Origin of the sequence: Zooshikella sp. RANM57 (assembly GCF_050749885.1) — a bacterium.
Classification (GTDB): Bacteria; Pseudomonadota; Gammaproteobacteria; order Pseudomonadales; family Zooshikellaceae; genus Zooshikella.
Genome location: NZ_JBOIUB010000018.1, coordinates 33,876 through 55,073, shown reverse-complemented (window position 1 = coordinate 55,073; position 21,198 = coordinate 33,876). Strand labels below are relative to the sequence as shown.

Genomic DNA, 21,198 nt, shown 5'->3' with positions numbered 1-21,198 from the left:
GTGTTAAAATTAATCAAAAGTTAAGATAGCCAAGATTTGCTTGTGATTAAAAAATCTATGCATCTCAGAATGGGGACTCAAATTGAGAGTATTTTTAATTGGTGATTCCATACGCATCAATAGTGAAAAGTACGTGATCAAGAATCTAAGTAAAGATTTACATCTTTCCTCTCCTTTGGAGAATTGCGAATCATCAATTAAAGTGAAGGAGAAGCTAGATTCCTGGTTGGCTAAGGAACATTTCGATATAATACACATTAATTGTGGTTTGCATGATGTTCGATATAACCCTGGTCAGGAAAACCCTGTCAGTTCAAAAGAGCAGTATTGTGAAAACTTAGAATCTATATTTGGCCGATTAGCACAGCGAGGATTGTCTGTAATTTGGGCAACATCTACGCCTGTAGATGAAATAGTGCACAATGCGTTTAAGGATTCCCGTCGGTTCCTCAACGATATCATTGAGTACAATAGGGCATCAGTTGAGCTTGCAGAAAAATACAATTTGAGGGTCAATGATCTTTACAACAAGGTTTCAAAGCAGGTTTTATCAGATATACTGCTTCCCGATGGTATTCATTTCAATGAAATAGGCAATGCAAAAATTGGAGAGTGGGTTTCTAAAGCTATTAGTGAGGCAGCATATCTATAATAAATTGCTGTACGTTGATATACCTCAGTTACGTCAAATTTCGGTGTGTGGGTGAGCAAGGTGTTAGGCATTCTGAGGTGAAAAGTGTCTTATTAACAGAAGAAGAGCAAGATAAATATCATAGTTGCGTAATTGAAATAGAGCATTCAAAACATATGGATTTGTCAGATTATGGCGCAACTTTGGTCAAGCAAAAAGTTGAGTCATTGATTAAAGGCTTTTTATCCGGTAAAGACTGCAACATATTGAAATCGAAAAAAAAGGTTGCAAGTGTCCATGTTAACAGGCCCTAGTGAAATGAATCAGGAAAAAATGGGTACTTGCTTTTTGGGTATCTCTCATGGCTGCATTTTATACAAAACACGCTCTGCAATAGTTTCAGGTGAACTCTGTATTATGCGACTGATGTGACGTTACCAGTTTTTTTAAAGCAGAATTGCTAGGTATTATATCTGTATGACTAAACTTAACCGAATGCCTTTGCCTTTGCCTGAAGAATTTAATGTGGAAACCGATCGGCTGTTACTCCACTCTTGCTGTGCCCCTTGCTCTGGTGAAGTCATGGAGGCAATTCATGCCACTGGCGTTGACTACGCTATTTTCTTCTATAACCCGAATATCCATCCGATTAAAGAATATGAGATCCGTAAAGAGGAAAATATTCGATTTGCTCAAACACATGGTGTGCCTTTTATTGATGCGGATTATGACACTGACAATTGGTTTGCCCGTGCCAAAGGAATGGAAAATGAGCCGGAGAGAGGAGTTCGCTGCACTATGTGCTTTGACATGCGTTTTGAACGTACTGCTCTTTATGCCTATGAAAATGGCTATTCCATGATCAGTAGTTCATTGGGTATCTCTCGCTGGAAAAACATGGATCAGATTAACGATTGTGGACATCGTGCAGCTGCTTCTTATCACGGACTGCAATATTGGGACTACAACTGGCGTAAGCAGGGCGGCAGCCAGCGTATGATTGAAATCAGCAAACGCGAGCAATTTTATCAGCAAGAGTATTGTGGTTGCGTTTACTCTTTGCGTGACACTAATCGACACCGACGTTCTCAAGGGCGAGATCGCATTAAAATAGGAGTTCAATATTACGGTGTAGACGGAGAATAGGCAGAGATAAAATAACAGGGATTCTCAACACTTGGTATTTTCAGTTCAAGGTTGGGTTTTGTGTTTAAGGTGCAATGGTTTAGGTATGGTGGTAGCGTTGTTCACACCTTAATGCAATGTTCGTATCCTGGAGTATGAATTGATAGCGTTACACCCATTTAATGAAGACGACTTTAGTCAGTTGATAGCCGAGATTCCTGATGCTCGGTTTCTCCTTCAGTGGGCAGGTCCCAAATATACCTATCCCCTGGATGTTGCTCAGCTAAATGATACGTTGGCAAATACCAACGGAGTGAAGCCAGCCTTTAAAGCCATCAGATCAGATACTCTTGAAACCGTTGGTCATATTCAACTGATGGATATTGATTACAGTGCTGCGAGTTGTATTCTCGGTAGAGTGTTAATATTTCAAAAATATCGTGGTAATGGTTTCGGTAAAGCGATTGTGAAAGAGGCTGTTAAATTTGCTCTCGAAAATATGCATTTGTCTGAAGTCACACTGGGTGTTTTTGATTTTAATACGTCTGCAATCGATGTCTACAAAAGTATAGGTTTTACTGAGTTTCAATTCAATAAAGGTGCACGACAATTCCAAAATGAAAGCTGGAATGTTATCAGGATGAAATTAAATAAAGTCGACTGGTTACATATGAATGATGCGAACAACGGCATTGAGTAGCACGCGCAAAAAGCGTGCGTCTCTTAAGCTGGACGTTAGCCGTCATGAGAGTTTCATTTGAATAATCACGTAGTATTTATGAGTGGACCGCTATTCTTGGCTAAAAGTGTCAATATAAGACTGGTGTATTATGTACCAATAAGGGATAGAGACGCAGTTGAAATGCCTGCACAGTGAGCGGTTCTGATGATATCAGATGAAACAGTTTGTGGCTAAATTTTACTTTTAGCATGGTATTTAATAATAGATACAGTTAATATTAGTTTGTTTTACAGCCTATTATCAATACATTTAAGCAAGTATTTACAAGGTAGTTTTATGAATCGGATTCTTCAAATAGACTGTTTTCGAGGTTGGATGCTGTTAATAATGACGGTAGACCACCTTTTCTTTCTACCATTTTCTTACCTTGAAGGTTGGTCAAATATTACGTATGGTTTTGCGGGATATGTAACCGCAGCAGAAGGCTTTTTCTTTCTATCTGGATTAGTATCAGGTATTGTCTTCACTAATGCTATAGCAAATAAATCCTTTGGATATGCATGTTTTAAGCTATTCCATAGAGCCAGAGAGTTATACCTTTGGCATTTATTATGTTTTACATTGGCAGCCTTAATTATTTACTGTTTTCCAAGTATTACTTCAAGGTGGGCAGAAAATCCATATATGACCGACTTTGTTGAAAGTCCTGTAATTAGTTTAATAATGGGCGTTTTTTTTACATCCCTACCTAATTTACTTGATATTATACCTGTGTATGTTTTATTTTTAGTTATCACTCCCTTTATATTGAAAGCATTCTTACTAGGCAAATTTAAAACTATTATTAGTTGTAGTTTTATTTTTTGGCTTCTTGCTCAGGTTAGACCACAGAGCCTATTATTAACTCAGGTGAACGCTTGGTTTCCTCAATTGCCGTGGAATTTTGGCTATTTCGAAGTTTTTGCCTGGCAATTGATTTTTGTATTAGGCCTGGGATTTGGCTATTGCTTAGTGAAAGGAACCTTAAAACTGCCTAAATCAAGAAGTTTATTGATGATATCGTTATTTTTTACGATCTTTATGCTTTGTCATCGACACTCATCTAATCTTCAATTAGTTATGCCATTACAAGAATACTGGACAAGTATTTCTTCATTTGGTCCATTACGACTATTAAATACTATTACACTTGCCTATATTTTATTTAGGGCTGCAGATAAGTTTCCTCGTTTTTTCAATCAGAAGCCTTTAGTCTATTTGGGACAACACTCGTTGTATGTGTTTACTTACCATATAATTCTTCTTTATACACTCACATTATTTAGAACTCAAATTAGTGAGTTGAACGTCTTTTTGCAAATCCTCATATTCGGAGCTTGTTTAGCTAGCTTATGGATTCCAGCATATGCACATTCTGTATGGAAAGAAAAACAAAAAATAGCACTCTCTAGAACAAAAGGAACAACGTTGGCAACGTAGCCCTGCCAATTTTGCTCAGTATAATGGTGCCGATGGCCAGTGCTGGAGAGAAACAGGGTATCGGAAGTCGGTACTCTGGTAGTCATGGATGAGGATATGCAGGAAGGTTGGAGGCAAAAAGTGGGTGTCCTTTTTTCTCCAAATTTTTGCCGGATTTTCCCGGTACACTGCGTGTGAGCTTAATACCACAGAATTTTTTAAACATTACCTCTCATTCTGTCCAAGTACGGCGATTTTTTTCAGCAAAATACCTAAAATTTACTGGTTCTGAGTTCGTCAATTCTTGAACCTCTAGTGATATACGGTTTTCTACTCCTTCTGCAACAGCTGTGTCCATCGCTGCAAGAATTTGAGCGTAATGGGGTTCCATACCAGATTGTACAAACCGTTCGGCAAGTTGTTGTTCGGTAATTTTTACATGTTCAACAGCTTTGCCGATAACCGAACTAATCGTTTGTGCTACTTCATCGTAAGAAATGGGTTGCGGGCCAGTTAAGATCAAATCTCTGTTAAGCGGGTTACGACACAATAGCGCTTCAACTGCAACCTTAGCAATATCATCCACATCTATAAATGGAACGCGGCCATTGCAAGTGGCGGAATAAATGCACCCCTCATTTCGAATTGTTGGAAGATGTTGTTGCTCTGAAAAATTTTGCATGAACCATGTTGGTCTTAACACAGCCCATTCATCCACTGATTTCTCTAAATAAGCATGCACCTCACCCATCATGGGGCCGCCTTTTGGCACAGATGAAGCACTCAGTAATACAAAACGGCTAACTCCTTTTTCAATTGCACAATCAATAAGGGGTTGCATGGCGGTGAGTTGTTCAGTGACATTAGTCGGCGCAACTAGATATATTGCGCTCACGTCCTTTAGAGCAGAGTCAAAAGTGGATGGGATTTTCCAATCGAAGCGAGTACTCTCACAGTTTACGACGGAGCCACCGGAGCGCGATGCCACCCTGACGTTCACATTGGCCGTAGATAACTTAGATGCAATACTGCGCCCTGTTTTGCCTGTTCCTCCGGTTATCAGCACGGTATTCATTCTTTGTTTTCCTCGGCAGGTTTAAGTGAAGCAAGACTACCAATGGCGTCAAAAACGTTTAGAGGATTCCAATAGTCTACATAGCGCAGAATTTTTCCTTCTCTTAACGTAATGACCGAAATATAACGCTGATTGTAGGGACGTCCAGTTTTCTTAGCATGGCCACGACATTCGAATTCCAGGATCACAACATCAGAATTCTGAGCACGGTAAACTTTGGGCACAGTGATCCGATCAAGCACAATTAAATCTTGAAGGTTGGCAAGATAGTTGGCTAGCGCATCCTGTCCCTTGATTTCTTTCACTCCATCTTCTGGGGCGTAAGGAAACTCCATCACGAAATCCTTTGCCATCATGGCAATGAAGCCATCTGCAGATTGGTCAATCTTGTCTCCCAGTGCCTGTTTAAGCATATCCACAAAACTGGACAATTCATCAGCGCTTTCAGTCATGTTTAACAAACCTATGGTCATTCGGTGGAACAGTGTCGTATCATCGTTATGATCACATACTAAGAGAGATATGGATGAGACGCAAGCGTATCAACGAAAAAAAATCTAAACCTCGAACACCCAGTGGCGCTGCTGTCATGCAGAAATCTGTCACTCAAGCAATCGAGCGAGCTATGTTTGAGGAGTGGGCTAAAGTTGGCTATTCGGCGTTTACTATTGAAGCAGTAGCCAAGCGAGCTGGTGTTGGGAAAGCGGCCATTTACCGCCGCTGGCCATCTAAGCTAGCGATGGTCAATGACTGTGTAACTCGGGTTGGTACAGATTTGATCACATCGCCTAATACGGGCAACTTGCATAGTGATATTCGACTTATGTTGGAACAGTTACGGCGTATTTTACGCCACCCATTGGTAACTCGAATATTACCGGATCTTCACGCAGAACTGCCAAGAACCCCCGAACTTGCCTCACATATTAGATCCGCGGTGCAAGCACAACGGCGATCCAGTGCAGAGACGGTTCTACGCAATGCGATGTCAAGGAAGGAGCTTGCCGCGGATCTGGACATAGACCTTGCCCTTGATGCGCTTGGCAGCATCATTTATTGGCGCATTATTGTCACAAAAAAACGAGCTGATAATGCTTACCTTGATCGACTTACTGCGTTCATTGTAAAGGGTTTGAAATAAAATAAAGGGTCAGATTCTAATGGCACTTACTTAAACTTTTTAGGATTAGGATGTCCATTTTTTTCTGACTTTTTCACGCACTTTACCTCTAGGTTCTGCATAGGCTTGTTTGTCATCGAGCATATTGAGTATCAAAACTGAAAATATCCACCACCAAGGTCGATTGGGCTATTTTTAATTGGATCAGATTATACGCCAGTAGACACACCCAGGTTTCAATCAAAAGCTACCTTCAATCCAATCAATTAACAGATCCACGTAGTCTTGCCCTGCATCTTCCGAAGAAAAGTGCGATGCATTTTCAAATATAACTAATTTGTTATTAGGAATGTTTTTGGCTAAAAATTTTGCGTTTTCAACTAATACAAACGGATCTTGTTTGCCCCAGGTAATCAAGGTAGGAACTTTAATTTCTTTCAGTCTTTGCTCAATCCATGGCAGTTCTTTTGAATAGGAGCCAAAGAAACTAATCGCACATTTGTGGGCCTGAACGTCATAGGCAATGTCATAATATTCTTTTACCGCGCGTTTAGTCGGTTTGTAGTGATGATATCCTTCGTTGACTGCGGTTAAAAAATTAGTTTTCATCACAGACTTTCTATTCAGACCTTTCGCTAACCACCGAACAAAGCGTGATTTAATCACTGCCATCAAAATAGGCGACAGTTTTGGTGGGTAGCTGCCTGGTCCATCAAAGATATTTAAACTCAGGAATCGTTGGGCATGATTAATCACGGCGGTCAGGGCAATGGGTACCCCAACGTCTGGTCCTACTAAGTGGGCTTGTTCAATATTGAAGTGATCCATCACCTGAACAATCACTTCGCTCAGGTTACCAGGCGACATATCTGCTTCTTTTGCTCGTGATAAACCAAACCCAGGGATATCGAAGGCTAATATGTCAAACTTGTCACTGAAGGCTTCAATGGAGGATTCCCACATGCGAATGCTTTGAGGTAGGCCGTTTAACAGTAGCAGGGTAGGTGCGAGCGGCTTTTCTTTGCGGATGTAGCGAATTTCATATTTCCCTACTGATACAAATTGTGGTGAAAACGGATCTTCAGAGGTTTCAGGCTTATCCGAGGCATACTGAGTTAGTGCTTTTTTTAAAATAGATTGTGTCATATCGGTACCTATACTAATGTCCATGAAGTAATTGGTTGTAGTGTTGGTTACTAATATATACTATGTTGTCATATAGAGTGTTAGGTTACAATAAGGCAGGATTCTGTAGCTAAGTTACCTTTTGATAACCTACGGGGAGTACACGATGGGTTTACAAAAAGACAATGAAAGACGTGTTTTTCTGAATAATGAGGAATGCCCCATCCGTAATGTGGTGGCTCAAATCGGTGATAAATGGTCCATTCTGATTCTGTTTGCGTTGGTTGATGGCCCGGATCGCTTCAACTCACTAAAGTCACGTATTGAAGGGATTTCACAACGTATGCTGACACAAACACTTCGCGATTTAGAGCGCGATGGTTTTATACTCCGTACAGTTTATCCCCAGGTTCCGGTGAAAGTGGAATATGAGCTAACCGAGCTGGGAAAAGGCCTATCAGCTTCCGTATGGAAGTTAGTATCCTGGGCAGATGATCATCATGCCGATATCCGCAAAGCACGACAACAATACGATGAAGAAAGTAAAAGATAGCAATGAATAACTTTTAATCGTTAAATTCTTTAACGACACAGCTCTTCGCTCCCAACAACAGTCAATGGAAATCAAGGGGGTTAATCTTGCCAATGCAAAGCATCGAAAAATTAATGAATTATGGAGCCATTAGTTAACCATAAAATTAGCTACAATATAGCCGTGTGATTTACGCAAAATGCAGTGAATATTGAGTGGGTTTGGTTAAAACGCCAAAATTCATAGTAAAAATGGCCATCGGTTATGGCGACAATTTACAGCAAATCTTTTTAGGCTATATCGAAAAAATCACTACCGTCGACCAACAGCAGCAGCAATTATTTTGCAGGGAATTGACGGGAATTTTACATTATCCATTACCGATGAATTTACGGCATGTGCATTTAAATGATGTCTTAAATCATATGGCCAAACACACTGGTTTAACCTTTATTACCCCAGAACAATCTTACGTTACTACCAAAATACCGTATTTTTACAGCCTGAATAATGGACTGTTTGCCATGGCCTCCATAGCGGAGGCCTTTGTTATTGAGGACTATTGCTGGCAACAACAAGGGGATGGCCAAATATATGTTGGGAGCTGGCAACACAGTTATTGGGCCAATAAACCGGTGAAAATCCCCGACCAATTTTTAATTAATCACCAGTCGCACAACAGTGCGCAAATCGCCGCCATACCCCAAGTTCGACCTGGTGTGAAATTAGTCGATGGTCGCCGTATTCAAAAAACACAATGGCAAAATAATCAAATGGTGGTGACATGGTAGACGCCATTAAACGTATTGTATTGAGTTTATTTTCAGAGCTGGCAGGCAAGTATCATTTACCCCGTTATGGTCGTGTCGTAGCGATCAGTGATACTCCAAAAGAAGGTGACCTCTGTACTGACTTTAGGCCCCATTATGCCGTGGATGTGGAAGTGCTAGACGCCCAGGGCAAACCCGACAAGAAACTACCCACCTTACACAGCTTAATGGTACCGATGGCCAGTGCGGGTCAGGAGCAAGGTTTTTATGGGTTACCGGAAGTAGGCACTCAGGTAGTGGTGGGCTTCGCCTATGGCTTACCCAATAAGCCGTTTATACAACAGGTGTTACCTCATGGTTTATCGTTACCCAACCTGGAACAGAAAGAACAGCGTTGGCAGCAACATCGGTTAAGCTACCAACGCTGTGACCAGAGCGCCGCTTAGGAACGATCAACAGATACTAGTATCAAGGATGAATGCCAGCAATATCAGCTGGAAACCATTCACCAGAAAACCCACACTCAAAGCTAACAGACAACAATAGCCGAACACAGCACCGAAACCATTGGCGGCAGCAAAACGCTGGAAGCGATGGGCGCATTAAAGCTGCATTCAGGAGGCACGGCAGAACTGGCCGCCATTGATAACTTAAAAGTCGCTACCGGCAATGACAGTCATACAGTGGTAGGTAAGGATTTGCAGGAGCATATCAATGGTATTAAACATAGCCTGGCCAAGCTTAAGCAAATTACCCAAGTTAAAGACGGAGGTAAGGTTTGGCTAGGAAATGAAAGCGATAATGTACTGCAGTTGTTGTCTGATTTTATGGCGGTGGTGGAGCAAGCGTTTTTGGATTTATCAACCCATGATCATACGCCTGCTGGACCCACCAATAAATCCAGTTTAATCAAACAAGCGGGTAGGGTGAAGCAACGAAAATCACAGCTTGATATTATGCTTTAATTGTATTGCAAATAAACCCTTTTTATCTTTGAGGAACCACACTCACTAACTTTTTATTATAAAGCTTATTTCAAATAGGTAAGTCTTCTAAAGGGCTTATGACAGCTTGCCCGCCTTTTTGTAGAACATACGTATATATTTGAGTTGTTTTAACATCCTCATGTCCTAATAGTTCTTGTACAGTTCGTATATCTTGACCTCTTTCAATTAAGTGTGTGGCAAAAGAGTGCCTAAACGTGTGACAACTTGCAGGCTTATGAATATTTGATAATCTTACTGCTTTTTTAACTGCCCGTTGTAAAGATTGTTCTCCAAAATGATGGCGTCTTTTTTTATTACTGTAAGGGTCGATACTTAAATTTCCTGAAGGGAATATGTATTGCCAACCCCACTCTTTACCTGCTTTGGGGTACTTTCTATTAAGTGCATATGGCATATAAACCTCACCAAAGCCACTAAATAAATCCTGCTTATGTAAAATTCTGGCAGATTCTAATTGTTGTTTTAATGGAGTAATCAGTATTTTTGGAAGGGGAACAACTCTGTCTTTAGCGCCTTTACTTTTTCGAATAGTGATTGTTTTATAACTAAAGTCAATATCTTTTACTCTAAGACGAACACATTCCATTAATCGAAGGCCTGAACCATATAATAAAGAAGCCATTAGCCAGTGATTGCCATGTAATTTTGATAACACAAGGGATACTTCCTCTCGTGTTAATACCACAGGTAAATTTTTAGGTTGTTTTGCTCTTATAGTATTTTTTATATTTAAGCTTTGTTTAAGCACCTCTCGATATAGGAAGAGTAAAGCTGAAAAAGCTTGGTTTTGGGTTGAAGATGAGACGTTTTTGTCAAGGGCTAAGTGGGTCAGAAATCGACTAACCTCATCAGATCCCATTGTTGCTGGATGTTTGATGTTATGGAAGCGAATGTATCGGCGTATCCAATATAAATAGCATTTTTCAGTTTTTAAGCTGTAGTGCCGAACTCTAATTTCTTGTCTTACTCTCTCTAGAAGTGGGCTTGCCATGATTTTACCTCAAGCAGTATCGATCATTGAGGTATCATAATACTGTTTTTATATACAGTATTATTAGAGATGCATCAAAGTGACGTGATATATTACGTCACTTTGACGTATAACACCCAGCTAAAAAATAACTAATTCATATTAATCAAGTAGTTAAATTAGTTTTTTAATATTTAATCTAGTATTGAATATGTGATGTGGTTAAAATATATTTAAGTATTATACGTCAGCGTGACGTAATGTATTACGTCATAGTGACGTTCATTAATAGTTAGCTGTTAGGGATCTGATGAATTACGAATTAGTACATGGAGACATCTTGGATCAAGATGTTGAGGTCATAGTAAATAGCTGGAATAGGAATATTATTCCTTGGTGGCTATTGCTGCCTCAAGGCGTATCAGGTGCTATTAAAAAAAGAGGTGGAACAGGCCCATTCAAAGAAGTAGCAAAGTTTGGAGCAATTCCACTTGGTGAAGCTAGGATTACATCAGCCGGCGGCCTGCCATTTAAATGCAGGTATTAACATGTTTTGGATGGCTACAGAGTATTCAGTAATCCATTCAGTTCGAAATGCTATGAATATAGTGAACAAAGAGAAATTCTCTAGTGTTGCATTTCCATTAATTGGAGCAGGTTCTGGTAATAGAGGTGAAGATTGGTCACTAAACCTCATGTCTACAGAGCTTGAGACAATTGAAAGTGAAGCGAAAGTAATTATTGTAAGGTATAAAGCAGCTAACAAATAAATCAACGGGACCCCTGGCGGGTCCCGTTATTAAAGCGTTAGGTGAGAGAAAAATATGGAAGAGCAGGAATTAGAAAGACAGTTAGCAATTGAATTGGAAAAGCACTCAGAAAGCGCATTAAAGGCTATGAGTGATGTCATAGCGCGTCTCTTCCAGAAAAGGCAATCCAGTTGAATTTTGAAATATTTCCAGCGCAGGATGGCGATGGCTTCTTTTCAATTAGGGCAAATCTTGATGGCCCTGACCTATACGTACTAAACAAGGCAATTGACACTGTTGCAGATATATTTAACCCCAAGTACGTAGAAGGTAAAATTGAGCCTTATATCCCAACGGTAGATCCCTTCGATATTGATTATGAGGCAAATAATATCGTAGTTGATTGTTCTGCTAGATGGTTGGCAGTGCTATGGTCACAACTGAATACCGAAAATATCCAAATACCCGTTTTTATTGTTGGGCATGATGACTACGGCACAAAAACTCCTCTGCAACTAAAATGAATACATCACCTAACAAACGCGTAAACACGGATCGCCCAAAGCTGCGCCGCTTCGCTCTGCAACTTTGGGCGCCCGGTTACGCGAAGCGTTAAGCGTAAAGGAAACGTATGGGACTTCACGTAAGTGCAATATCAGATTTACCCCTTTCAGAAGAGAGGGATTACTATCTATACGTTCTCGACTATTACAATTGGGAAGAGCCTATATCTGAAACGTTGATGGCTAACTTGCCTAAGATTGAGTCTCTCTGTGCAAAGCACCATTCTGTAATGGTGCGCGGACTTCCCGATAGCCATTTTTACTCAGAGGTTCTCAACTGGGTGAAAATCAATGGTCAGGGGCCAAATACAATATTACCTGCGCTAATGATAACTACAGTTCACCCCAAGTACTTTATCGAGGCAAATGAAAAGGAAGTAGAGTCGGAAATCACTGATTCCATTATATTCATTAAAATCAGAGAGGTTTGTAAACAGCCTTCTGATGTCATAGAACTTATTGAAAAAATATTTACTGACATTGAGCAGAAGAAAGAAATTTCTAATTTCACAGTTGCACGAGAACTTCGTGCTTCCGAGCACGGTGCTCTTGTTGATGCTTTAATTCTTGAGCCAAACTTTGCTGGTATGGGTGTAAACATTAAAAAGCTCGTAGCGTGGGGCAAGTCACACTTAAGGTAAGAAAAGGACACTCGCTTTTTGATATTGATCAAAAAATAGCCTTTTGTGTGTGGTTATGATGTTGTCTGAAATTTGATCAGTTGTAGTTAGAGGTTTAAGGATGACTAGGCCACGAAGTCAGTTGGTGAGTGTTCAGGATACACCGTATTACCATTGTATCTGTCGCTGTGTACGCCGCGCTTTTTTGTGTGGCGATGATAGAGTGACAGGTCAAAATTTTGATCATCGTAAAGCGTGGATGGTGGAAAGGCTGACTGAGCTAGTTAAGGTGTTTGCGATTGATATCTGTGCCTATGCGGTGATGTCGAATCACTATCATTTAGTGGTTCGCATTGATGAAGAAAAGGCTGAACAATGGACTGATGATGAAGTGATTCGTCGTTGGCGCAAGTTGTATCAAGGCCCTCCTATGATTCAGCGTTATTTAGCGGGAGCAACGCTGGATAAAGCTGAACTTAACGTTGTTAATGCTATTGTGCAGCAATGGCGACAACGGTTATCGGATTTATCCTGGTTTATGCGTTGTTTAAATGAGCCTATTGCCCGTTGGGCCAATGATGAAGATGGTTGTAAAGGACGCTTTTGGGAGGGACGTTTTAAAAGTCAGGCTTTATTAGATGAATCGGCATTATTAACCTGCATGAGTTATGTGGACTTAAATCCTGTCCGTGCCGGTATGGCCGATACACCGGAAGCATCAGATTTTACATCGATCCAAGCACGAATGATCACGTGGGCCAAGCGGCAACAAAAAAGAAAACCACGAAACCAGACTTTTGTACGAAAAACAAAATTGCCAAAACAAACCCTACCTGTTGTACCTCTATTACGTTTTTCAGGTAATGAAAAACAAGGAAAGAAAACGACAATCCCCTTCAGTTTAAAAGACTATTTGCAATTAGTGGATTGGTTGGGACGCGCTATCCGTGATAATAAACGCGGTGCCATCAGCGAGCAACAGCCACCTATTATTGAGCGTTTAAATATCAATAAAGATGAATTGCTTGCGTATGTAAGCCGAAAAGAAAAGCGTTTTATTGATGTGGTTGGAACGGAAAATAGTATGCAAAAAGCAGTAGTGCAATGGCAGCGTAAATTTATTAAAGGCATTAGACTTGCTAAGCAATTATTTTCGGTCAGTCGTGTTCAATATACTTAACATGATGGCAGGAAAAGAAATTACCACGCGCTAATGAATAGTGTACTTAAGAACATTTGATAACCATTCACAGGCTTTACTTATCAAAAGACTTTTGTAGGGTGTCGTTTGCATCGAGATACCATATCTACTTTATGAATTTACACTCAAAATCAACTAATATAGCTATTTGCTGCTAATTTTAAATATGTGTATGTGTTGCTTTATAAGTTGGTTGTCATCAAAAAGTGGGTGTCCTGTTTTTTTGAATAGATCGAGATTGAAAGAATCCCATGATGCGTGGATTTATGTTGAGCTGGCTAAAAACCATTTATTTTCAGTTGAAGATCTTGGAAATGAAGCAGTATTAACTTATCCGAATAGTGATTAAAAGCGAACAATCTGCTGTTATGGACTCTCAAAAATGGCGCCCCAAAGCAGTGCGTTCGTTTGCAAAAGTAAGGTTCTAAATGAGCTGCATTTTAAGAATAAGTGGAACGAATATGAATTTAAATAAATTTCCAAGCAGTGGTTTATTGCCGGACTCCACCTGGGAAAAGGGCAAACCAAAGTTCCCAAATAAACCAGATGGTAAAATCAATTCATGTTCTGGCGCACGATACCTTGTGAGCGAAGCAGACTTTGATGAATTTGAAATACAAAAAGCAGACGCTATTGAGTATTTAAATGTAAATCGAAAAGAGCTCAAAGAGCTAATGAGCGTGAAAACTATTGAAGAAGCATGTTTGGATTTCGCCATCGAACGTAGAGATGTTGTTGTACAGAGTGATTTTTTTCAATCAGAGCTGCTTCGTCTAGCGGGGGAGCTTGGTATTGGGATCATGTTGTCTCAATACCCAATAGGAAATGAATAAAAGCGAACAAGCCACTACTGTGGACTCGGTTCCCTCGCCGTAGAGTTGCGACGTTAGGTGTGGCAAGGTAGGAAATAATGTTTGATAAAAAGCCAAAAATTAATGAAATTGAATTGAGCAGGCTCTACAGCTTTATGTATGAAAACTTTGTAATTGCCACCCAACATAAAACCTATCTCTTTCTTGGAAAAGAAGGCGATATTATCCGGGCTCTAAAATTTGATTCTTCTAATATCAAGTATGGTGGCCCAAATGATGAAGCAAGAGGTGCTCATCCTCTGAGCAAGTTTGGCCCTTTGCTGTATGGGTTTATGAAGTTATCAACTCACCTTTGATTAAGGCGCAAATGGAAGGTAATAGGTGCCATCCCCGTCATTATGATATTTTATTTGGAGGAAAGAAGCATTTTGTGGCATGTTTTAAAGATGTAATGTTTGAAGTAACTTGCAGATCATTTGAAGAGGTTGAGTTGGACCAGAGTGAAATATTCAATTTGGTTTCTGGTGAACTCGACAATCTTATTGATTAATCACCTAACCATTTGCTGGTAAGGACGGGCAAAACGACCGCGCGCCCCACAGCAATCCGTTAGGTTGCACAAGAGGCGATCGGGATGGCCTACTTCTACAGCTTCAATGAGTACCTCAGGCCCTGGAAGCTGTTCTCACTTGCTTGCGGCATTGCACTCTTGATCCTCGGTTCAATCTACACGCCTGCCCCAGACTGGGATGTCTCGATCAGCTTCATCATGGCTGGGTTTACCTACCTCACAGCGCCTTGTAGCCTACGAACCTTCCTGGAGCGAAACTGGCGCCACGTCCCGCTGGCTCTGTTTACTACTTGGTTCACAGTCGACGGCTGCTATGCCATCTATTGGTACTTCAAAGACCCGGTAGCCCTGGAGTACATGCGGTCCGCGAACTTCCTTGCGTCCTTCGGGCTCTACGGCATTTGTGGAGTTATATGGCTCTATCGAGGTTCGTTGCGCCAGCTGCTTGCTGATGTTCGCAAGGCGCTCAGTTCTGGGCGTGGTTAGAGGTGCGACCTAACTACGCATTAGAGCGGACCGATGGAACAGGCTTCGATATTTATTGAGATGATATTGGCCATCGGCAGCTCAATGCAGCGTTATGTTGTAGTTTTTATAAAGTAAATACTGCCGTTTATTGTGGGGCTTTAGCTTACTGCCTACCGTGGGAATACTAAAACTAAAGTCTATTTTGAATGATTTTAAACAGTGGGGTGGATTGTCGTTTAATGGGATCAGGCTGGCCTTTTTCCATAGCATCCCAATATTTCCAATGCACTTTTTCTGTACCAAGCTCGTAATCCATGGCATCCCAGGTATCTTCTCTAAAGCTATAAAATGCCCAGTGAAGATTTTCTTGATCCAGAAATGTTAATACATCTTTAAGATAGGTTTTACATCCTGGTAGTTGCCGAACACAACCAAATTCTCCTGCAACGAGTCGGCTTTTAGGTATATTGTTTGTCTTTGCCCAATTTATAGGTTGTTGTAGATACTTAGCTACCCTTTTAGCATCCCAGTATTCGACACCATTTGCAAAAGGGACATTACCTGGGTATTGATAAGGTTTTTTCCTTCGAAGGTTTGGGCCACTGGTCGCATCATACGGTTCATACATATGAAAACTATAAAGCACTCGGTTGTCTGATAATGCGCTTGGCCAATAGTTGAAAGCATCAGCAGCGGCATACCACCCAGCGTCCACCATTATAGGTGTCTTAGGGTCAACCACGCGAATAGCTTGGATAATCGTTTCATAAAATGCAATGATGTCTCTAGCACTGCCTTTGTGTTTTTTATACCAGGCATTCATGGCGGCTAAATCGGCATGTTCTTTCAAGCCACTATTTTTTTCTGGTGTGGGTTCATTGATTAAATTATAGGCAATGACGGCAGGATGATCTTTAAGGTTTCGAGCTAAATCTTGCCAGAATTTAGCAGCAAGTAGCCAGTTTGATTTTTTCTGCCAGAGCTGACCATCATACTGATCCCCATTGTTTTGGGACCAACGTAAGTAGGGTAGGGATAATGGTGAGATGACAACTTTTAACTTCGCTTTATTCGCGCGGTCAAGTGTATCCATTAAGATAGTAAGGTCTTTGGCTGATAATGTCTTATAATGATTAGTATTACCTAATAAAAAGTCTTTATTTTCTCCTTTCCATTTATCATACGTTAAGCGAACCCACGTTGCGCCATAGTTTTTTAATGCATTGAAATATTCCTGATTGGGGGGTAAACGATTAAAGCTATTGGCTCCGTGTTGTGGTTCATTCCAAAATGAAAGTTTATCGAATGCCGATGCCCTGTTTAAGAAGGGAAGCTGAATAAGTAAAATACAAAAGATAAGGATACTCTTCATTTGTATAAGTCTCACATAGTGTTGTAAGCCACTCATAAGAATATGGAATGAGAAGCGTACTGATAAACGTGAAATTGAAAGACCACGAGTAAAACATATTTGTATTGGAGAAATGTCAAGATTGTGTAAAATTTTCAGCTACCCCAAAGAGATACGTTAGTCATTAGGGAGATATTGATGTTTTTAAAACGAAAGGTTGAGTGTGTAACTGAATACACCGATCCAGATGGTATGAAGCTTTATTCCATTTCTTTTTCTGGGTCAAAAGTAGATGCTTCAAAATATATTGAAAGGCTTGCGGCGGTAAAAAATGAAAAAGCGTTAAATTGGGCGGATATCCCAGCTTATGCCATATTTCATGATGGTGAGGAAAGAGAGTATCTTATCGTTTGCTGGTGGTTAAACGGTAATGAACTGTTTCATTCTGTGTCAGTAAAAGAAGGGGGTGCCTGGGTTGAGGACCCCAATAAGTATTCATTTTGTGTATACGATCTGGAGATAATGTGGGCTGAACGTAACTTTTATATTCAAACGGTTGATTGTGAAAACGCATCAATAAAAGAATATAGAAGACGAGTGTATAAAACTGAATAGCAACAGCATCAACCTAGCGTTGGGCATGGTCGCAAACCAAAAAGAAATGAGCTTTTAATACCGATAAAACCGTGGTCAGTTTTTGTTGGCCACTACATAATAAACCTCAACAGTCGACTAAACTATACTGCTATAAAATCAACCGTTGAGTATTGCATTTAAGGGTTTTTAGATACTAATTCACATAAATAAATATACAACAACTATTGCTGATTATGGTTGTGGCATAGTACATTTTATTTGAACAACGGCTTGGTCATTGTTACCATAATCAATGTTTCTTATGCCAGTAATGAAATATCCAGGATCACAATCTGAAGGGGTTTTTGCGCCTTTTCCTCCCCACCAAAGGACTTCTTTTACATAACTGCTACTATGCTGTGCTGGACCATCAACAATGCCACAACAACGCATTTGATTGACAGACTGGTCATTATTACCATAGTCGTAGTTTGCAAAGCCAACAGCATATTTACCATCAGGGCAGTAAGACCACGTTTTATAACCTGCTCCACCCCACCAAGAGACATGTTGAGTGACACATGCGGTATGAGAAACATTATAGCCGGATAAAAAGTCACTCATTTTTTGACAGGTAGCTTTGTAAGCAGATTGATCATTATTGCCGTGGTCATAATTGGCAATGCTATTTGCAAAATAAGTATTAGAACAGTTAACAACGGTTTTTTGCCCATATCCACCCCACCATGGAATGCCAAGTTCGTATTTATCTTCAGCAATCGATAATGTAGGTATAATGATGAGTCCAATGGATAATAGTTTAATGATTTTCATTGGGGGCTGTCCTTATGTAAATACCCATCGCTCGGGGTATATTTATTTTTTCTTAATTATTAAAAATAATTAGCGACAGGTATACTTTGCAGTATCAAGCTTTATTTTACCACCCGCTTTGCATTAATTTACCGTCAACACAACGCCAGAGATTTAATGGATTGGCGTTTTGTAATTCAGGCGGAAGTAATTTATCTGGCGTATTTTGATAACAGCAAGGTTGTAGAAAGCGTTGAATAGCCTGGCTGCCAACAGAAGTAAAGTGATTATTGGTCGTAGCGGGGTAAGGACCACTATGGTGCATGGCATGATTAACTTCCACTCCTGTAGGGAAACCATTAAATATTATTCGACCTACGCGTTGCTGTAGAATAAACAGTAATTGTTGAACCAGTGGCGTATTATTTTGCTGAAAAATAGACGCCGTTAATTGCCCTGATAATTGCTTCGCCAGTGCTATTAACTCTTCTTGAGTTGAGCACTTAATAAGTAGTGTTGTTGGTCCAAATAACTCTTTTTCTAATTCTGGGTGTTTTAAAAAGTGTTTTGCTGAGGTGGATAGTAATTGCACCTGGGCTTGATTTGCACCTTGACTGGGGCGGCCCGATGTGAGGGTAATAACACCAGGTATCGACTGTCGTTTATCACATTGCTGAATATAATGTTGATATATCATTGAAGACAGCATGGTTTGAGCGGGTTGTTGTGCACACAGATTTTTCAGTGTTTCGATAAATACTGATAAATTTTCATCATCAATTACTAAAACTAAACCAGGTTTCGTACAAAATTGTCCAGCATTCAGGGTAAATGATTTGCATAGGTTTTCTGCAATGACTTCATGTTGTTGTTTAAGGGCATCAGGCAAGATAAAAACAGGGTTGCTGGCCGCCAACTCGCCATAAAAAGGAATCGGTTCTGGGCGTTGGCAGGCAAGGTTATATAAATGCCGACCTGCTTGTAGAGAGCCTGTAAAACCAACGGCTTTAATAGTGGGGTGTTTGACCAGGGCTTCACTTAGCGAATGTTGCTGTCCTTGCAGCAGAGAAAAAATACCCGCAGGCATGGCTGTTTCTTTAATGGCCTGATCAATAGCATAAGCGACAAATTCGGCAGTACCAGGATGTAGAGGGTGGCCTTTCACAATCACGGGACAACCAGCGGCTAATGCTGATGCGGTATCACCACCTGCGACTGAAAATGCCAGAGGGAAATTGCTGGCGCCAAATACGACAACGGGTCCTAGGGGGAGCTGTGTTTGTCGTATATCTGGCTTGGGGAGAGGCTGACGGTCAGGATCGGCGCGATCAATAATGGGGTGTAAGCTTTGATTTTGTATGAGAAGGTCTGAAAATAGCTTGAGCTGATTAATGGTCCGTTGCAATTCACTGGTAAGACGGGTTTCAGGAAGAGCGGTTTCATTAATGGCTTGCTCAATAATACCAGGTCCAAGTTGTTGAAGCTGTCTGGCAATAGCGCTTAAAAAGTTTGAGCGTTCTTTAACTGAAAAAGAGCGGTAATCTGTAAAGGCAGACTGTGCTTTCGTTGCGGCTAAATCGACTAGTTTTTGGTCTGCCTCACAGTAGTGGGTGGGTAAGAGTTCATCCGTGGCTGGATTGTATGCGTTAAAGGTAAGTTGGTCTTTGGGTTTACTCCATTCTCCGGCAATATAAGACAAGCCAGTAAGTGAAGGTAGCATGGGAAGTGATGAGGAAGACGACATGTGTGACATAGGTGCATCCTTGCGTGTTGTTTTGTTATTCGGTTGAAGAGCTAAAAAGTCAAAAGTCCATGGTATCCTTGGTTGATGACAGGTTACTTTACCTCAAAGCCTTGCCAATATGGGTCATCGGTATCAACCCAAATGCTGTTATGACCCGTGACTTTAGCCCAGCCAGTAATACTGGGGAGAATGGCAGGGTAGTGACTCACCTCCGTCATAGCCTCTACTCGTCCAGTAAATAGGCTGCCAATAATGCTTTCATGAACAAATTGATCTCCTGCTTCCAGGCGGCCTTTGGCGGCCCACTGCGCCATTCGGGCGCTGGTACCCGTACCACAAGGGGAACGATCGATGGCGTTACTGCCATAAAATACGGCATTACGGCTGGTGGCTTCAGGTTGGGTTGGCGTACCTGTCCAGAGTATATGGCTGACGCCTGAAATGGTTTTATCAAGGGGGTGTTGGCAGGTAACTGCTTGGTTAAGTAGCTCACGAATACGCGGACTGTAGTGTAAAATTTGCTGGGCAGAAAGTGATGCTAACCCCTGATAGTTAGGCTGGGGGTCAATAATGGCGTAAAAATTTCCACCAAATGCAATATCAATCGAGAGTTCACCCAATTCCGGGAAATTAATGTTGACATCCTGGTGAAGTAAAAAGGCGGGAACATTAAATAAGGTCACTTCACTGACATAGTTACCTTGTGTTTTATAATTAAGATGTATTGTCCCAGCAGGTGTATCGAGTATTAATTTTCCAGGGTGTTGAGGGTGTAATAAGCCAGATTCTAATGCAGCCGTAACAGTACCAATCGTGCCATGTCCACACATGGGTAAGCAGCCACTGGTTTCAATAAATAAAATACTGGCGTCGGCTGTTTTAGAACAAGGCGGATATAAAAAAGCGCCAGACATCATAGCATGTCCACGTGGTTCAAACATTAATGCTCGCCGAATCCAGTCATAATGCTGAAGAAAATACTGACGTTTTTCACTCATCGTTTCCCCTTTTAAGTGGGGGTGACCGCTGGTGACCAAACGGACTGGATTACCGCAGGTATGGGCATCAATACAAAAAAAAGTCCCTTTACGCATCGTTTTTCTCTTATTATTGTGTTTTGAATTTACTGTAAAAGTGGTTAATCTAAAAGTCAAAAATATGTATTCATTTTTTCTTAAAATAATTTGCGTCATTTAAACGTCATTATTTTAAGAGAGTATCAGAAGAATAAGTAT

26 protein-coding genes and 1 pseudogene are annotated in these 21,198 nt (G+C 40.7%); 19 read left to right on the top strand and 8 right to left on the bottom strand.

Translation table 11 applies throughout. The annotated features are described in order from the left end of the window. The first annotated feature begins 82 nt into the window (after positions 1 to 82). The 4 genes from ACQ96U_RS24380 to ACQ96U_RS24365 all read left to right on the top strand — a co-directional run bounded on the left by ACQ96U_RS24380 (position 83) and on the right by ACQ96U_RS24365 (position 3,917). A complete protein-coding gene (locus tag ACQ96U_RS24380) occupies positions 83 to 652 on the top strand; it encodes an SGNH/GDSL hydrolase family protein (protein ID WP_431723883.1) in 570 nt (189 codons plus the stop codon). Between the two features lie 456 nt (positions 653 to 1,108). Next, complete coding sequence (locus tag ACQ96U_RS24375; RefSeq protein ID WP_431723882.1) at positions 1,109 to 1,777, top strand: epoxyqueuosine reductase QueH; 669 nt, start codon at positions 1,109 to 1,111, stop codon at positions 1,775 to 1,777. 139 nt (positions 1,778 to 1,916) lie between these two features. Then, on the top strand, positions 1,917 to 2,456 hold the full coding sequence (locus tag ACQ96U_RS24370) for a GNAT family N-acetyltransferase (protein ID WP_431723881.1): 540 nt from the start codon (positions 1,917 to 1,919) through the stop codon (positions 2,454 to 2,456). A gap of 318 nt (positions 2,457 to 2,774) precedes the next feature. Continuing rightward, on the top strand, positions 2,775 to 3,917 hold the full coding sequence (locus ACQ96U_RS24365) for an OpgC family protein (protein WP_431723880.1): 1,143 nt from the start codon (positions 2,775 to 2,777) through the stop codon (positions 3,915 to 3,917). 211 nt (positions 3,918 to 4,128) lie between these two features. On the opposite strand, the gene ACQ96U_RS24360 is transcribed toward ACQ96U_RS24365, so the two are convergent. Then, positions 4,129 to 4,971, bottom strand: a complete 843-nt coding sequence (locus tag ACQ96U_RS24360) for an ergot alkaloid biosynthesis protein (protein WP_431723879.1) — start codon at positions 4,969 to 4,971, stop codon at positions 4,129 to 4,131. Beyond that, on the bottom strand, positions 4,968 to 5,423 hold the full coding sequence (locus tag ACQ96U_RS24355) for a nuclear transport factor 2 family protein (RefSeq protein ID WP_431723878.1): 456 nt from the start codon (positions 5,421 to 5,423) through the stop codon (positions 4,968 to 4,970). The genes ACQ96U_RS24360 and ACQ96U_RS24355 overlap by 4 nt, the downstream gene beginning before the upstream one ends. A 74-nt stretch (positions 5,424 to 5,497) precedes the next feature. On the opposite strand from ACQ96U_RS24355, the gene ACQ96U_RS24350 reads away from it, so the two are divergent. Next, positions 5,498 to 6,112: a TetR/AcrR family transcriptional regulator gene (locus ACQ96U_RS24350; RefSeq protein WP_431723877.1), complete on the top strand. Its 615-nt coding sequence runs from the start codon at positions 5,498 to 5,500 to the stop codon at positions 6,110 to 6,112. A gap of 219 nt (positions 6,113 to 6,331) precedes the next feature. Here ACQ96U_RS24350 and ACQ96U_RS24345 read toward each other — a convergent pair whose 3' ends face one another. Next, positions 6,332 to 7,237 carry an alpha/beta fold hydrolase gene (locus ACQ96U_RS24345; RefSeq protein ID WP_431723876.1) on the bottom strand — a complete coding sequence of 302 codons (906 nt, stop codon included), beginning with the start codon at positions 7,235 to 7,237 and terminating at the stop codon, positions 6,332 to 6,334. 145 nt (positions 7,238 to 7,382) lie between these two features. On the opposite strand from ACQ96U_RS24345, the gene ACQ96U_RS24340 reads away from it, so the two are divergent. From ACQ96U_RS24340 to ACQ96U_RS24325, 4 genes are all read left to right on the top strand, one after another. Continuing rightward, the gene (locus ACQ96U_RS24340; RefSeq protein WP_431723875.1) at positions 7,383 to 7,769 is read left to right on the top strand and encodes a winged helix-turn-helix transcriptional regulator; all 387 of its coding nucleotides are present in this window, start codon (positions 7,383 to 7,385) and stop codon (positions 7,767 to 7,769) included. Positions 7,770 to 7,963: 194 nt separating this feature from the next. After that, a complete protein-coding gene (locus ACQ96U_RS24335) occupies positions 7,964 to 8,539 on the top strand; it encodes a hypothetical protein (protein ID WP_431723874.1) in 576 nt (191 codons plus the stop codon). Next, positions 8,533 to 8,964: a phage baseplate assembly protein V gene (locus tag ACQ96U_RS24330; RefSeq protein WP_431723873.1), complete on the top strand. Its 432-nt coding sequence runs from the start codon at positions 8,533 to 8,535 to the stop codon at positions 8,962 to 8,964. Before ACQ96U_RS24335 ends, ACQ96U_RS24330 begins: the two co-directional genes overlap by 7 nt. Positions 8,965 to 9,111: 147 nt before the next feature. After that, entirely contained in the window at positions 9,112 to 9,483 is a 372-nt protein-coding gene (locus ACQ96U_RS24325; RefSeq protein ID WP_431723872.1) for a hypothetical protein, read from the top strand. A gap of 70 nt (positions 9,484 to 9,553) precedes the next feature. Here ACQ96U_RS24325 and ACQ96U_RS24320 read toward each other — a convergent pair whose 3' ends face one another. Beyond that, the gene (locus ACQ96U_RS24320; RefSeq protein WP_431723871.1) at positions 9,554 to 10,516 is read right to left on the bottom strand and encodes an integron integrase; all 963 of its coding nucleotides are present in this window, start codon (positions 10,514 to 10,516) and stop codon (positions 9,554 to 9,556) included. 289 nt (positions 10,517 to 10,805) lie between these two features. On the opposite strand from ACQ96U_RS24320, the gene ACQ96U_RS24315 reads away from it, so the two are divergent. The 9 genes and pseudogenes from ACQ96U_RS24315 (at position 10,806) to ACQ96U_RS24275 (ending at position 15,497) form a co-directional block, all read left to right on the top strand. Further along, complete coding sequence (locus tag ACQ96U_RS24315; protein ID WP_431723870.1) at positions 10,806 to 11,042, top strand: macro domain-containing protein; 237 nt, start codon at positions 10,806 to 10,808, stop codon at positions 11,040 to 11,042. A gap of 1 nt (position 11,043) precedes the next feature. Then, the gene (locus tag ACQ96U_RS24310; protein ID WP_431723869.1) at positions 11,044 to 11,265 is read left to right on the top strand and encodes a hypothetical protein; all 222 of its coding nucleotides are present in this window, start codon (positions 11,044 to 11,046) and stop codon (positions 11,263 to 11,265) included. A 155-nt stretch (positions 11,266 to 11,420) separates the two neighbouring features. Continuing rightward, positions 11,421 to 11,768, top strand: a pseudogene (locus ACQ96U_RS24305) (DUF6389 family protein); the annotation flags it as partial. Positions 11,769 to 11,875: 107 nt separating this feature from the next. After that, positions 11,876 to 12,448, top strand: coding sequence for a hypothetical protein (locus ACQ96U_RS24300; protein WP_431723868.1), 573 nt, complete (start codon positions 11,876 to 11,878; stop codon positions 12,446 to 12,448). A gap of 100 nt (positions 12,449 to 12,548) precedes the next feature. Further along, positions 12,549 to 13,607, top strand: a complete 1,059-nt coding sequence (locus tag ACQ96U_RS24295) for a transposase (RefSeq protein WP_431723867.1) — start codon at positions 12,549 to 12,551, stop codon at positions 13,605 to 13,607. A 187-nt stretch (positions 13,608 to 13,794) separates the two neighbouring features. Continuing rightward, positions 13,795 to 13,977, top strand: a complete 183-nt coding sequence (locus ACQ96U_RS24290) for a DUF6210 family protein (RefSeq protein WP_431723866.1) — start codon at positions 13,795 to 13,797, stop codon at positions 13,975 to 13,977. Positions 13,978 to 14,089: 112 nt separating this feature from the next. Next, on the top strand, positions 14,090 to 14,461 hold the full coding sequence (locus tag ACQ96U_RS24285; RefSeq protein WP_431723865.1) for a hypothetical protein: 372 nt from the start codon (positions 14,090 to 14,092) through the stop codon (positions 14,459 to 14,461). A gap of 77 nt (positions 14,462 to 14,538) precedes the next feature. After that, positions 14,539 to 14,796: a hypothetical protein gene (locus ACQ96U_RS24280; protein ID WP_431723864.1), complete on the top strand. Its 258-nt coding sequence runs from the start codon at positions 14,539 to 14,541 to the stop codon at positions 14,794 to 14,796. Between the two features lie 278 nt (positions 14,797 to 15,074). After that, the gene (locus ACQ96U_RS24275) at positions 15,075 to 15,497 is read left to right on the top strand and encodes a hypothetical protein (RefSeq protein ID WP_431723863.1); all 423 of its coding nucleotides are present in this window, start codon (positions 15,075 to 15,077) and stop codon (positions 15,495 to 15,497) included. Positions 15,498 to 15,669: 172 nt separating this feature from the next. Here the strand turns inward: ACQ96U_RS24275 and ACQ96U_RS24270 are convergent, their stop codons facing one another. Further along, complete coding sequence (locus ACQ96U_RS24270; protein ID WP_431723862.1) at positions 15,670 to 16,851, bottom strand: glycoside hydrolase family 5 protein; 1,182 nt, start codon at positions 16,849 to 16,851, stop codon at positions 15,670 to 15,672. 177 nt (positions 16,852 to 17,028) lie between these two features. Here ACQ96U_RS24270 and ACQ96U_RS24265 point away from each other — a divergent pair, with 177 nt between their 5' ends. Then, entirely contained in the window at positions 17,029 to 17,445 is a 417-nt protein-coding gene (locus ACQ96U_RS24265; protein ID WP_431723861.1) for a hypothetical protein, read from the top strand. Between the two features lie 213 nt (positions 17,446 to 17,658). Here ACQ96U_RS24265 and ACQ96U_RS24260 read toward each other — a convergent pair whose 3' ends face one another. From ACQ96U_RS24260 to ACQ96U_RS24250, 3 genes are all read right to left on the bottom strand, one after another. Further along, on the bottom strand, positions 17,659 to 18,240 hold the full coding sequence (locus ACQ96U_RS24260; RefSeq protein ID WP_431723860.1) for a hypothetical protein: 582 nt from the start codon (positions 18,238 to 18,240) through the stop codon (positions 17,659 to 17,661). 106 nt (positions 18,241 to 18,346) lie between these two features. Further along, positions 18,347 to 19,972, bottom strand: a complete 1,626-nt coding sequence (locus tag ACQ96U_RS24255) for an aldehyde dehydrogenase (NADP(+)) (protein ID WP_431723859.1) — start codon at positions 19,970 to 19,972, stop codon at positions 18,347 to 18,349. Positions 19,973 to 20,055: 83 nt separating this feature from the next. Beyond that, the gene (locus ACQ96U_RS24250) at positions 20,056 to 21,057 is read right to left on the bottom strand and encodes a 4-hydroxyproline epimerase (protein ID WP_431723858.1); all 1,002 of its coding nucleotides are present in this window, start codon (positions 21,055 to 21,057) and stop codon (positions 20,056 to 20,058) included. Between the last annotated feature and the right edge of the window lie 141 nt (positions 21,058 to 21,198).